Genomic DNA, 12657 nt, shown 5'->3' on the forward strand with positions numbered 1-12657 from the left:
CTTGGGATCTTCGGTGCAAAGTCAGGCCGTGAGCTGCTCGAAGACCAGGGGCCACCAGGCGTCCTCCTGGAAGGCGCCCGGGTCGAGCCGTTCGAGGGTCCCGCGCAGTTCGGCGGCGCGCCGGGGCCGGTCCGCCGCGTCGGCGGCGTCGTCGACGAAGAGCGCGAAGCGGTGGAGGAACTCGACGAACAGCCGGAATGTCGAGTTCACGCCCCGGACGTCGTGGCGCTCGAGGTCGAGCTGCATGATCCCGCCCGTGTTCGGCTCCATGACGTACAGCAGATTCGGCTCGTCCTGGAGCGCGCCGACGACCACGAAGCTGATGTCGAGCTCGGCGTCCTCGGCGGTGAGGCGGATCGTCTCGTACAGCTCGACGTCGCCTTCGACGCGGGTGGTGTAGACGGCCGCGACGGCCGAGGGGATCTCGTCGCCTTCGGGGAGGGCGTCGGCGGGGACGCCCTTCTCGATCCAGAAGCCTCCGGGGAAGTGGAGCATGTCCCCCTCGCCCCATGTGGCGCGATACCGATCCGGTGCAGTCACAGCGCTCCCTCATTCCGCGGTCGACCGCCACCTTACTCAGCTCGGCCGCCGCGATGGGCGGGAGTGCGGGCCGGGTCCGGCGCGTACTCGAACGGTTCGTCGCGGTCGCAGCGCAGCCAGCCGTCGCGGACGTAGAGGCGCGCGACCTGGACGGTGGAGCCGCGGCCGCCGCCGGGGTGGGTGAAGTAGTACAGGTAGGCCTCGTCGTGGCCCTGCGGGAGGGCCATCGCGTGGTGGCCGAGGGCCTCGTCGTAGGCGCGCTTGCCAGGGGCTCCGAGCAGCGGCGTGGGCTGGCGGTGCCAGGAGCGCAGGTCAGTGGAGCGGTAGACGAGCAGGCCGCTCCAGCCGTCGGTCACCATCCAGTGGACGCCGCCGAGCGCGAAGACGCTGGGGCCCTCCTGGCCCTGGTCGGTGACGGCGGGGCCCGCGGTCGTCCAGTGGCGCAGGTCCTCGGAGTCGGCGGTGTAGATGTGTGATTCGCGTCGCTCGTCCTTGTACCACATGCGCCACCCGCCGCCGGGCATCCGGTGGACGGTCGCGTCGATGGCCCGCTCGGTGTCGAGGTCGAGTGTGGACTGGTATTGCCAGTCTGCGAGGTCGCCCGAGGTGTAGTGGCGGATCTCGGCGGGGCCGGTCCAGTCCTCGCGCACGCCTTCGAGGTAGGTGACGTACATGTGCCAGGTCTCGCCGTGGCGCATGACCTCCGGCGCCCACCAGGTGTTGCCGCCGGGACCGTCGCCGATGACGGTGCCGCCGTACGTCCATTCGCGACCGTCCGGGCTCGTGGCGCGGCCGATGTCGGTGTCGTGGACCCAGGCGACGCCGCCGTCGGGCTGGTCGGCGCGCCGCTGCGTGTAGAACAGGTGCCACAGCCCTCCGGCGGGGTCGTAGACGACGGTGGGGTCGGTGGGGCCGCCGAAGACGGGGTCGGTGAACAGCGGCGCCGGTGCCGGGCCCGCGGGGCCGGCGGCGCCTCGGGTCTCGCCGATCGTCATTGGTCCTCCAAGGGTCGAACTCGCCGACGCGAGCGTTGGATAACGCTTGCCAAATTATCGCGTTCCACAGTACTGATTCGACCACGCGATGCCAACCGCCGCGGCCGAGCGGCCGATACCGATCCGAGCGGTCCCGCTCCGGGACGACGCCGCGACGTGGGCCGGTTCCGCCCCGAACGCGGCCGCGAGCCGGGATGTTCCGCCCGCCGTTCCTCAAGCGCCCGCATGCACACTGTTCCGGTAACGTGAAGACATGGACCTCAACGCGGACCTGGGGGAGGGTTTCGGACGCTGGGAGCTCACCGACGACACCGCACTGCTGCGCGTCGTCACGAGCGCCAATGTGGCGTGCGGTTTCCACGCCGGCGACCCGTCCACGCTCCGGCGCGTCTGCGCGGCCGCCGCCGCGGGCGGCGTCCGCATCGGCGCTCAGGTGTCCTACCGGGACCTCGCCGGTTTCGGCCGCCGCGAGATGGACGTCCCGCCGGGCGAACTGGCCGCCGAGGTCGCCTACCAGATCGGGGCGCTCCAGGTCTTCGCGAGGGCCGCGGGAGCCGAGGTCCGGTATGTCAAAGCCCATGGAGCGCTTTACCATCGGGCGGGACGCGACGCCGCTCAGGCCGGCGCCGTCGTCGAGGGCATGGGCCTGGCGGGCGTGGGCGTGCTGCTGTGCCGGCCCGGCTCGGAGCTCGACCGGGCCGCGAGGGCGGCGGGCCTGCGGGTCGTCGGCGAGTGCTTCGCCGACCGGGCCTACCGGCCCGACGGGCGCCTGGTGCCCCGCGGCCTGCCCGGCGCGCTGCTCGACCGCGCCGCGGCCGTGGCGCAGGCGGTCGACCTGGCCGCCCACGGCGAGGTGACGGCGGTCGACGGCACCCGGATCCGGGTCGAGGCGGCCTCGATCTGCGTCCACGGCGACGGCCCCGAGCCCGTCGCCACCGGCGAGGCGATCCGATCCGCATTGGACGACAAAGGCATCAAGGTGGAGGCCTTCCTATGACTGTCCCGCAGACCAGACCGAGCGGGCGGCTCAAGCCGCTGCCCTCGGGCCCGCGCGGCGTCCTCATCGACTGCGGCACGGGCGAGACCGCGCGCGCCTGCTACCGCGCTTTGCAGGCCCGGCGCGTCAACGGCTCGCTCGAGGCCACCGACCTGGTCCCCGGCGCCACCACCGTCCTGGTGGACGGCGTCGAGGAGCCCGAGCTGCTCGCCGCCGAGATCCCCGGCTGGGTGCTGACCGACGACACCGAGCACACGGGCGGGACCATCGAGATCCCGGTCTGCTACGACGGACCCGACCTCGAGGCCGTCGCCGAGCTGTGGGGCGTCGCCCCCGAAGCGGTGGGCGACATCCACGCCTCGGTGCGGTACGAGGCGGCGTTCTGCGGCTTCGTCCCCGGGTTCGCCTACCTCGAAGGGCTGCCCGAGCGGTACCACACGCCCCGGCACGAGACGCCGCGCACCTCGGTGCCGGCCGGCTCGGTCGCCGTGGGCGGGCCGTACACCGGTGTCTACCCGCGGTCGAGCCCCGGCGGCTGGCAGCTCATCGCGACCATGACCAATCCCGGGCGGCTGTGGAACGAGCACCGCGAGCCCGCGGCCCTGCTCGTGCCCGGCACGCGCGTTCGCTTTGTGAAGGTTGATATCTAAGTGTCCACTCGAGTACGGGGTCCCAAGCGGGAGCACGCATGAGCCACATCGAGATCATCCGCTCCGGGGTCCTGACGACCTGCCAGGACGCGGGGCGGCCCGGCTGGGCGCATCTGGCGGTGCCGCCCTCGGGCGCGGCCGACCGCCCGTCATGGCGGCTCGCGAACCAGTTGGCGGGCAACGCCACCGGTGCCTGCGCGCTGGAGACGACGTTGACCGGCTGCACCGTTCGCGCGCACCGGAACGTCACCGTCGTGGTCGGCGGCGCGCCGTGCGCGGTGACCGTCGACGGGCGTCCGGAGTCGTGGGGGCAGCCGGTGAAGCTCGCCGCCGGCTCGGTCCTGGACGCCGGTCCGGCCGAGGTCGGCGTGCGTTCCTATCTGGCGTTCTCCGGTGGGCTGCATCCGAAGGCGAGTCTCGGCTCGCACTCGACGTGCCTGCTGTCGGGACTGGGCCCGGCGCCGGTCGAGGACGGCGACATGATCCCGCTCGGCCCCAGTCCGGCGCATCCGCCGCTGCCGACGCAGTGGCCCGCGCCGTGGGCGGGCGTCAGCGACGAGCTGGTGATGAAGCTGCACCTCGGCCCGCGGCTCGACTGGTTCGCCTCGGACGCGGTGAACGAGCTGGCCAAGGGCGTCTGGACGGTCTCGGAGCACTCCAACCGGATCGGCCTGCGGCTGGAGGGCCCCGCGTTGCGCCACAGGCATCCCGGGAAGGAGCTGCCCAGTGAGGGCATCGTGGCCGGCAGTCTCCAGGTGCCCGCGAGCGGACAGCCGATCCTCTTCGGGGCCGACCACCCGACGACCGGCGGCTATCCGGTGATCGGCGTGGTGGGCGCGGTGGCGCTGGCGGCCGCCGCGCAGGCCAGGCCGGGAACCCGGATCCGCTTCGCGCCGATTCCCATGCCCCACTGGGACGAAGCCCTGTAGGAAGTGGTCACGACCGGCGGCGAGCCGCGGCCGGGGGCTTTCCTCAGCCGATTGACATTGACATTTGTCAATACAAAAGGACACAATGGTCTGTGAGTGAAGTCCGACCGGCTCGAGTCCGCCGCGTGCCGCGATCCATCGCGACGAGTGATCGGAGCGATTCCACATCGACTGCGCGAGAACCGCACCGTCGGCACCGAACCCGGACATCTCCACACCCGGCCCTCCCCGGCCGCCCGTCGACGTACGGAGACCACCATGCGCGCCCCCTCCCGAATCCTGAAGGCGGCCCTCGCCGTGGGCATCGGCCTGCTGTCGGCACTGCACGCCCCGGCTTCGGCCACCGCCGACCCGCTTCCCGCCGACCGACGCTTCTTCGTCGCCCACGACACCGGCGAGGACGAATGCACCCTCTTCTTCACCCAAGGCGAGGTCCGCTGGGACCTCCCGGCACGCTCGACCGTGACCGTGTCGGGCAGCAGAGAGTTCCACCCGACCGACGACTCCTGTATTCCGCACGAGGTGTTCGACCGCCAGATCGAGGTCACGGCGCTCGGAGCCGACGGCACCGCACTGGGCGCGCACACGGAGCCCTTCGGAGTCGGCGGCCCCACTGCGGCATACGAGTTCACCATCACGGCAGGCGCCGCGATCGAGACCGTCACGGTGGCCGTCTGCCGCGAGCGGCTCCCCGACGGTTCGACCTGGCCCGACCGCTGCGGCGAGACCCGGACCCTCACCGGCTCCGAACCGCCGAGCCCGTACTGCCGGTACTCCGTCTCGTACGAGCAGTGGCACGGCGGCGGCTTCCTCACCGAGATCGAGGTCATCCCGGTCGAAGCCGACTCGACCGGCTGGAGGATCGAGTTCGAGCTCGGCGAGGACACCTCCGTCACCGCGGTGTGGAACGGCGAATGGACCCGGGACGGTTCGTCGGTCACGGTCACCGACGCCGGATGGAACGGGGCGATCGAGGTCGGCGACACCGCTCTGGTCGGCCTCATCGGCCGCGGGGAGCCGGTGACCCATTCCACCGGTCTGGCGGTCCACGTCGACGGCAACCGGTGCTGGGACGAGGGAATCGAGGTCTAAGCGCCGCCCATCGGCATCGGTTCGGCGCAGGACGACCGTTCCGCGTTCGTGGTCGAGGCGCTGCTGCGAGAAACGCGGGAACCGCTCGGACCAGCGCTGCGCGACCGCGCGCTCGTGGGGGCGGTTCGCGTCGTCGAGGACGACCGTCGCGTTCTCCGAGAGCCGGTCGGCCAGCAGCGGCAGCGCCGGGTACCGCGCCTCGGGGCCGGTGTCGCCGGGCGGGCCGTCGACCAGGAGCATGTCGATCCCGCCGGGCGGGATCGCCTGCGGGTCGTACCAGCGCCACGTCCCGCCGTCGAGCTCCACTTCGACGAGCTCGGCGTCGACGAGCTCGGCCCAGTCGGTGAGACCGCGCTCGCCCAGCTCGCGGCGGGTGAGGGCGGCGTAGTGGGGGTCGTGCTCCAGAGCGGTCACCTTGCCGGTGCCGAGCGAGCGCATCGCGTAGGCCATGACGACGGTGGTGGTGCCGGAGCCGCATTCCATGACGCGGGCGTGCCGGTGCTCCATGACCGCTTCGTAGAGGAAGCGCAGCAGTTCGGGACCGGCGGCCCAGTTGCGCATGCGGGGCAGGGATCGGTCCGGGTCGATGTCGCGGTAGAGCGCGAGGAGGTCTTCGAGCTGGGCGTAGGCGGTGCGGGTGTGGGCCTGCGCGGCCTTGCGATCCTGTTCGGCCCGCTGCTCGAGCGAGGTGAGGCGCTCGGTGAGCACCGATTGCGTCTCGCGCAGCTCCTTGACGGCCGCCGCCAGCTCCCTCACGCTGTCGGCGAGTTCGTCCAGCGGCATACGGTCGGGTTGCGGCATCACAGTCTCCTCGAACGGCGTCGCGGACCGGTCGCAACACTATTGGAGCACCGCCCGTCCCGGCCACCGGGGCGAGGTACCCGCGCCGGCGCGGGCGGAAAACCTCTAGCCCTCCAGCGCTTGGGCGAAGTCGGCTAGGAGGTCCTCGGTCGCCTCGATCCCGGCCGAGAATCGTATGAGGTCCTCGTCGACGCCTTCGGCCTCGGCCGCGCCCGGCCCGGTGTGGCCGCCCGCCGCCGGGCGCGTCACCAGCGATTCCACCCCGCCCAGACTCGAAGCGGCGTACGGCAGCCGCAGCGACTTGACCAGCGCCTCCGCCGCGCCCACCCCGCCGACCGGGCGGAACGACAGCACCGATCCGAAGCCGTCGAACAGCGCCGCCGCCCGTTCATGGTCCGGGTGCGAGGCCAAACCGGGGTGGCTGACGTGGGCGACCCGCTCGTGCGAGGCGAGGAACTCGGCCACCGCCAGCGCGTTGGCGTTCTGGGCGCGCACGCGCAGCGCCAGCGTCTTGAGGCCCCGCGCCAGCAGGAACGCCGCGTGCGGGTCGAGACTCCCGCCGTAGGCGCTGAGCACCGACGCGACCTCCTCGATCCGCCGCTCCGAACCGGTGACGGCCCCCGCGGCGATGTCGGAGTGGCCGTTGAGCGCCTTGGTCGCCGAGTGGCACACCAGATCGAAACCGACGCTGTGCGGCCGGAAGTTCACCGGAGTGGCGAAGGTGTTGTCGATGATCGAGGTCAGCCCGTGGCTCCGCGCGAAGCGCGCGACGCCCTCCAGGTCGCCGACCCTGATGAGCGGGTTCGTGATGCTCTCGACGAGGAACGCCTTCGTGCTGGGGCGCAGCGCTTTCGTCCACGTGTCCGCATCCACGGGGTCGACCAGGTCGAATGTCCAACCGAGGCGTTCGGCCTGCTCGGCGAGGAAGCGGTAGGTCCCGCCGTAGAACGTCCCGGCGGCGATGAGATGGTCGCCCGCGCTCAAGGCGCTGTGCAGCACACCGGTGATGGCGGCCATCCCCGAGGCGGTGGCGACGGCGGCCTCGGCGCCCTCCAGGGCCGCGAGCCTGCCGTGCAGGTGGCACTGCGTGGGATTGGTGCCCAAGCGGATGTACCTGACGTCGTCCACCGAGCTCCCCAGCGCGGACTCGAAGACCGTGCCCTGGTAGATCGGGAAGACCACCGAGCCGTCCGGCGCGGGCCGCGGCTCTCCGCCGTGGACGGCCAAGGTCTCGAACCGGGTTTCCGCATCGTTCATCTGACCGACGTTACGGCGGCCTCATAGTCCCATCAACGGATTGTCCTTAATTTCCGCTAACGTCTGGCGGCGGCCCGATCAGGCGATCGATGAGCCGCCGCTCCCCCGGCCACGCCGCCAGGAGCACCTCGCGGGGGACGCTGCGCGCGGCGTAGCGCAGCGCCAGGGCCACCACGACGACGTCGTCGAGCGGCCCGATGACCGGCAGGAACTCCGGGATGAGGTCGATGGGGCTCGCCAGGTAGACCCCCGCGAGGACCACGGCGGCCTTGGCGCGCCGCGGCACCGCCGGGTGGCCTCTGAGGCGCCTGACGGTGGTGACGCAGTCGGGGATGAACGCGGCGAGGTCCCGCAGCAGTCCTGGCGGGAGCCGCCGCGCCAGCAGCGCGAGCAGGGCCCAGCCGGCGACGACGAGCCCGAGCGGCGCCGCCGCTCCGAGGAGCAGGTCGGCCACGCCTTCGCCTACCGCCGTTCCTGGTCGAGACCGGCGAGGTAGGCGTTGTAGACCTCGTGGGGGTCGTCCTCGGGGCGGCCGTTGGCGCTGGCCCGCTCGGCCATCCGGTCGAGGCGGCGGCCCTCGCGCTCCTCGGAGCGGGACCACTGGGCGATGAGCGCGCCGATGATGATCAGGCTCGGGATCTCCCCGAAGGCCCAGGCGATGCCGCCGCCCGCCCGCTGGTCGGCGAGGAGGTCGTCCACCCACGGCACCGCGAGGCCGGTGTACCAGTCGGCGGCGATGAGGCCGGTGCCCATCATGAGGGTGAGCCCGAAGATGGCGTGGAAGATGATCGACACGAAGTACAGCAGGACCTTCGCCGGGTAGCCGAGCCGCCGCGGCTTGGGGTCGGGACCGATGACCACCCAGAAGAACAGGCACCCCGCGAGCAGGAAGTGCGCGGTCATGAACAGGTGCCCGAAGTGCGAGCGCATCGCCCACTCGAACATGCCGGTGAAGTACATGATGTACAGGCTGGTGAGGTAGATCAGCAGCGTGACCAGCGGATGCGAGATCGCCTTCGCGAAGCCGCTGTGGACGAAGGCGAGCAGCCACTCGCGCGGGCCGCCGGCGCGGCTCGGCCGGATCGCCCGCAGCGCGAGCGTCACGGGCGCGGCCAGGACCAGCAGGACCGGGGCGAGCATGTTGAGCGCCATGTGCTGCACCATGTGCGCGCTGAACAGGACCATGCCGTACTTGCCGAGCCCGGTGGAGGTGACGAGGACGATGACGGACCAGCCGCCGATCCACAGCGCGGTCCGGTACCACGGCCAGGCGTCGCCGCGGCGGCGGAGCCGCACGACCCCTGCGATGTAGAAGCCGACGCCCGCCAGGGCCGCGGTGCACATCAGCACCGACGGGTACCAGTCGAGGACGAGCGAGGAGAACGTCATCGGCCCCGGTGTGGGGAAGCCGAGGGCGGCGGTGTTGGGGTCGGCGAGCTCCTCGGCGGGCGGCGGGGTCACCGACAGGGAGGACGCGAGCCCGAAGGCGACGCCCATGAGCGCCAGTTCGACGGCCGCGAGGCGCACGAAGGCGCGGCGGTCCCCCGCTTCGACGGCGGGGAGGGTGCGGCGCCGGTGCGCCCAGCCGAGGACGCCGCCGACGGCGAGGACGGCGAGCTTGGCGAGGGCGATGCGCCCGTAGTCCGTCTCCCACAGGTCGGTGAGGGACACGTTGGCGACGAAGACGATCAGCCCGGAGGCGGCGACGGCCGGGTAGGCGAGGGCGGCGGCGTTCGAGTAGCGCCGCGCGGCCCGGCCGGGATCGGAGCGGGCGATGAACAGGGCGAACAGGCCGCCGGTCCAGAAGGCGGCGGCGACGACGTGGATGAGCAGGGCGTCGACGGCGATCTGGTGGTTGCCGTTGGCCGAGGAGTGACCGGTGAAGATCGGCGGGACGGTCGCCGCCAGCGCGAACGCGGCGGCGATCATGGCGCCGACGACCTTGAACGAACGGGCGGCGCACACGGCCGCCGCGGCGGCCAGGAGCGCGGCGAGCACGAGGCTCTGCCCCTGCTCGAACTCGGTGACGTAGAGCCGGACGTCGCCGAAGGCGACCTCGTCCAGCGGGCGGGCGGCGAGGTTCGCGTATTCGACGGGCAGACGTGCCAGGGAGGCCAGTGCCCACAGGGCGGCGGCGAAGGCGCCGACGCGCAGCCAGCGCCACGGCTGCGCGGCGAGCCGGGCCCGGTCGCCCTCGCGTCCGGGCAGGAAGCAGGCGGCCGCGACGGTGCACCCGACGGCGACCAGCATGAGCAGATCACCGACGTACTTGAGCAGGCCCGCGGCCCAGGTGACGGCCGGGTCGGCCGCCGTGAGCCCCGGCAGCGGCTCGATGTCGACGGCGCCGCCGAGTTCGAGGGCGAGGACGGCGGCGATCGCGCCGACCACGGCGGCCGCGAACACGGCAAGCGCACGCCATCCGGTGTGCCCGGATCGACTCGGCCCTCCGGAGTCCTTCGCACTGCCGCCGGGTATGGTGTCGGCGGCGTTTTCGCTGCTCTCGGTCGAGGTGGTCACGTACCTCATCCTGACGGATTGTTCCAGCTCACGCCCCACCGGGTGGGTCCGGGCGTCGCCGCCGACTCCCTGGTGAGCCGCGCTGACCGGCCCCGGCGGTGTCGGGGCGATAAGGCATCCTGGATCGCAATGGGAACCATTGAACGACGCGGCGACATCATGAACCTGCTGCACGGAACGGGCGGTGTCCTCGGCAACATGCACTTCACCCTCGACGGGTCCGACGACCCATCGAACGTGCTCAACCTCATGAGCTTGGAGTCCTACGTCTCGGGGACGCAGCCGCATGCCGTCGTGCGCGCCCTCGACGCGGTCGGGGACGACGCCGAGCTGATCCCCGAGGGCGGCGAGCTCGTCCGCTCCATCTCCGGCACGTCCTTCCTCCAGCTCGTGCGCGGCGAGGACTGGACGCTGCGCACCCAGCGCTGGCGCGACGGCTCCGGCCAGGCGGTGGTGACCGCCGAGACGCGCGAGCGGGCCGAGGAGATCGCCGCCTTCGTCGCCGAGCAGGCCGGCTCGCCCGAGGAGCTCGGCGACGACAAGGTCGACATGGGCTTCTGGTACCGCTCGGCGCGGGGCCCGTTCCGCTCGACGCGGTCCATCGCGGCCCCGCAGTGGCCCGAGATCGCGCAGAACTACTCCTCGGCCTCGGCCTCGGCGCTGGGGAAGCTGATGGCCACCCAGCCCTCGGACGTCGCCGGGCGGCTGGTGCTGCTGCACGGCCCGCCCGGCACGGGCAAGACGACGGCGCTGCGAGCGCTGGCGCGGGAGTGGGCGGGCTGGTGCCAGGTGGACACGGTGCTGGACCCGGAGGCGTTCTTCGCCGACCCCTCCTACCTGATGGAGGTGATCATCGGCTCGGAGATGGAGTTGAGCCTGGGCGACGACGAGCCGAAGGGCGAGGGCTGGCGGCTGATGGTCCTCGAGGACTGCGACGAGCTGATCCGGGGCGAGGCGAAGGAGGCGTCGGGCCAGTCCCTGGCGCGCCTGCTGAACCTGACCGACGGCCTGCTGGGGCAGGGCCGGGAGATCATGGTCGCGATCACCACGAACGAGCGGCTCGACCGGCTGCATCCGGCGGTGGTGCGTCCGGGCCGGTGCCTGGCGCAGATCGAGGTCGGCGAGCTGTCGGCGGCGGAGTCGGGGGACTGGCTGGGCGGCGAGCCGGTGACGCGCCCGATGACGCTGGCGGAGCTGTACGCCCGCCGCGGCGGCACCGACCCGACGATGACCGAGCCGCGGATCCCGCAGCAGTCCGTCGGCCAGTACCTCTGAGGCCGCGGCCCGGCCGCGGGGCGCCGTGCGCTCTCCGCGGCGGAGCGGCCCCTACTCGGCCCAGAGGTCGACCGGCCAGGCCGTGAGCTCCGCGTCCTCGAACTCGCCGTCGGTCATGATGATCTCGCCGGGCGCGAAGGTACTGACGCTGCCCGGCAGCGCGAGCCCCTCGCCGGTGTCGAGCTTGTAGCCGACGACGCTGTAGTCGCTCCAGCCCCACATGCTGGAGGAACCGTAGATCCACACCGTCGATCCGAGCACCGAGGCCTGGGTCGAGGCGCCGATCGAGGCGGCCGCCCGCCACAGCTCCTCGCCGGAGTCGACGTCGTAGGCGATCAGGTTGTCCTCCTCGGCCTCCCAGTCGGCCGCGATGAGCGTCCCGGCGTCCTCGCTGAGGGTGTACGCCTGGCCTTCGGCCGGCGCCGTCCAGTCCACCTCCCCGGTCGCGACGTCGACGATGGACGGGACGCCGTCGACCGTCAACGGCAGCCTGCCGTCCCGCATGGTCGTGGTGGGCAGCTCGCCGCACGAGCTCAGGTCGGCGGTCTTGCGCATGTCCGCTTCGATCTCCCACGCGGGCTCGTCCTCGCCGAAGCGGTAGCCCTTCAAGGCCGCGGTGCAGTCGTCGGCGGGGTTGTCGTCGTAGTCGTCGTAGACGACGAGCATCTGGTCCGCCGCCGACGGGAAGACGCCGTCGTGGGTCTGGACGCTGGCGAGCTCGTCGCCGTCCGAATCGAGGACGCTCACGGTCCGGCTCTCGTACCCGGTCGGGAAGGACTCGACGAGCAGCGGGTCGGGGAGCGGATCGCCGGTCCACCCGCTGGAGCTGATCGCCTGGACGCTCGCGTACGTCGGCGTCGACCACAGGGTGGACAGGTCGGCGGGGTCGCGGGCGTACAGGGTGCAGTCGCCGATGTGGTCGTCCTGCCCGCCGCCGCATTCGCTCATCAGCACCGCGTCGGAGAAGACGGTCACGAACGAGGCGTCCTGGTCGTGCCAGACCTCCTCGCCGGTGTCGAGGTCGAGCGCGACGGTGTCCTGCCGGCCCGGCCACGGCTCGTCTCCGGTTATGTCATCCGAGCCCTCGCCCGAGATGACGACGACCTCCCCGGCGACGCCGATCTCCGGGGCGAAGTCCTCCCAGGTGTGCTCCCAGACGGTCTCGCCGTCGGCGACGAGCCGCAGCGAACCGTCGAGACGGATCAGGGTCCCCTGGTCCACGTGCGTCACCGCGCCGGAGTCCGCGCCGAGCCGCTGCGACCACAGCGGCTCGCCGTCGTAGGCGCTCACGCCTTCGGGGAACTCGTCGCCGGACTCCTCGGGGGACGCGGGGGTCTCGGTGAAGTCGGCCGCCTCCGGCAGCTCCTCCTCGGGCCACGTCGATTCGTCGGGCCGGTCCGGCCCGGCGATGGCGGGGATGGCGAACGCGAGCACCAAGGCGCCGACCCCGATCGCGCCCGTGCCGATCTGCGCGTACAGGGGCCAGCTGCGCAGCNCCCGCCACATGGTGTGGCTCGCGTCGGTGTCGAAGTCGCGCATCGGTCCTCCCGGGCTCGGAGTCGACTCTCGTTCACCTGGCACCATAACGCCGTGCCGCAAATTTG

General features: G+C 72.1%; 11 protein-coding genes and 1 pseudogene. 5 read left to right on the forward strand and 7 right to left on the reverse strand.

Going from position 1 to position 12657, the window contains the following annotated elements; genetic code table 11:
• Positions 1-21: 21 nt before the first annotated feature.
• Positions 22-540, reverse strand: coding sequence for an SUKH-4 family immunity protein (locus YWW_RS0100540; RefSeq protein WP_155829760.1), 519 nt, complete (start codon positions 538-540; stop codon positions 22-24).
• Positions 541-572: 32 nt separating this feature from the next.
• Positions 573-1535, reverse strand: coding sequence for a glycoside hydrolase family protein (locus YWW_RS0100545; protein ID WP_026928560.1), 963 nt, complete (start codon positions 1533-1535; stop codon positions 573-575).
• A 253-nt stretch (positions 1536-1788) separates the two neighbouring features.
• Here YWW_RS0100545 and YWW_RS0100550 point away from each other — a divergent pair, with 253 nt between their 5' ends.
• The 4 genes from YWW_RS0100550 (at position 1789) to YWW_RS0100565 (ending at position 5203) form a co-directional block, all read left to right on the forward strand.
• Complete coding sequence (locus tag YWW_RS0100550) at positions 1789-2532, forward strand: LamB/YcsF family protein (RefSeq protein ID WP_026928561.1); 744 nt, start codon at positions 1789-1791, stop codon at positions 2530-2532.
• Complete coding sequence (locus YWW_RS0100555) at positions 2529-3182, forward strand: 5-oxoprolinase subunit B family protein (protein WP_026928562.1); 654 nt, start codon at positions 2529-2531, stop codon at positions 3180-3182. Before YWW_RS0100550 ends, YWW_RS0100555 begins: the two co-directional genes overlap by 4 nt.
• A gap of 38 nt (positions 3183-3220) precedes the next feature.
• Complete coding sequence (locus YWW_RS27485; protein WP_035698163.1) at positions 3221-4111, forward strand: 5-oxoprolinase subunit C family protein; 891 nt, start codon at positions 3221-3223, stop codon at positions 4109-4111.
• A gap of 258 nt (positions 4112-4369) precedes the next feature.
• Positions 4370-5203, forward strand: coding sequence for a cellulose binding domain-containing protein (locus tag YWW_RS0100565; RefSeq protein WP_026928563.1), 834 nt, complete (start codon positions 4370-4372; stop codon positions 5201-5203).
• Positions 5204-5392: 189 nt separating this feature from the next.
• Here the strand turns inward: YWW_RS0100565 and YWW_RS38165 are convergent.
• The 4 genes and pseudogenes from YWW_RS38165 to YWW_RS0100585 form a co-directional block, all read right to left on the reverse strand.
• Positions 5393-6004 (reverse strand): annotated as a pseudogene (locus YWW_RS38165) (class I SAM-dependent methyltransferase); the annotation flags it as partial.
• A gap of 105 nt (positions 6005-6109) precedes the next feature.
• Entirely contained in the window at positions 6110-7261 is a 1152-nt protein-coding gene (locus YWW_RS0100575) for a trans-sulfuration enzyme family protein (RefSeq protein WP_026928565.1), read from the reverse strand.
• A gap of 46 nt (positions 7262-7307) precedes the next feature.
• Positions 7308-7715 (reverse strand): DUF1232 domain-containing protein, encoded by a 408-nt coding sequence (locus YWW_RS37665; protein ID WP_026928566.1) that lies wholly within the window; start codon positions 7713-7715, stop codon positions 7308-7310.
• A gap of 8 nt (positions 7716-7723) precedes the next feature.
• Entirely contained in the window at positions 7724-9778 is a 2055-nt protein-coding gene (locus YWW_RS0100585; protein ID WP_156037491.1) for a bifunctional copper resistance protein CopD/cytochrome c oxidase assembly protein, read from the reverse strand.
• Positions 9779-9907: 129 nt separating this feature from the next.
• Here YWW_RS0100585 and YWW_RS0100590 point away from each other — a divergent pair, with 129 nt between their 5' ends.
• Positions 9908-11053: a DUF5925 domain-containing protein gene (locus YWW_RS0100590; protein WP_081687084.1), complete on the forward strand. Its 1146-nt coding sequence runs from the start codon at positions 9908-9910 to the stop codon at positions 11051-11053.
• Positions 11054-11104: 51 nt separating this feature from the next.
• Here YWW_RS0100590 and YWW_RS0100595 read toward each other — a convergent pair whose 3' ends face one another.
• Entirely contained in the window at positions 11105-12637 is a 1533-nt protein-coding gene (locus tag YWW_RS0100595; protein ID WP_081687085.1) for an outer membrane protein assembly factor BamB family protein, read from the reverse strand.
• Between the last annotated feature and the right edge of the window lie 20 nt (positions 12638-12657).

Source organism: Glycomyces tenuis DSM 44171, assembly GCF_000427885.1.
GTDB lineage: Bacteria > Actinomycetota > Actinomycetes > Mycobacteriales > Micromonosporaceae > Glycomyces > Glycomyces tenuis.

What these genes read in the sequence shown, in the direction of transcription:
- YWW_RS27485 (WP_035698163.1), top strand. Translation starts at nt 3,221, where the DNA reads ATGAGCCACATCGAGATCATCCGCTCCGGGGTCCTGACGACCTGCCAG.
- YWW_RS0100575 (WP_026928565.1), bottom strand. Translation starts at nt 7,261, where the DNA reads ATGAACGATGCGGAAACCCGGTTCGAGACCTTGGCCGTCCACGGCGGA.
- YWW_RS0100545 (WP_026928560.1), bottom strand. Translation starts at nt 1,535, where the DNA reads ATGACGATCGGCGAGACCCGAGGCGCCGCCGGCCCCGCGGGCCCGGCA.
- YWW_RS0100550 (WP_026928561.1), top strand. Translation starts at nt 1,789, where the DNA reads ATGGACCTCAACGCGGACCTGGGGGAGGGTTTCGGACGCTGGGAGCTC.
- YWW_RS0100590 (WP_081687084.1), top strand. Translation starts at nt 9,908, where the DNA reads ATGGGAACCATTGAACGACGCGGCGACATCATGAACCTGCTGCACGGA.
- YWW_RS0100565 (WP_026928563.1), top strand. Translation starts at nt 4,370, where the DNA reads ATGCGCGCCCCCTCCCGAATCCTGAAGGCGGCCCTCGCCGTGGGCATC.
- YWW_RS0100555 (WP_026928562.1), top strand. Translation starts at nt 2,529, where the DNA reads ATGACTGTCCCGCAGACCAGACCGAGCGGGCGGCTCAAGCCGCTGCCC.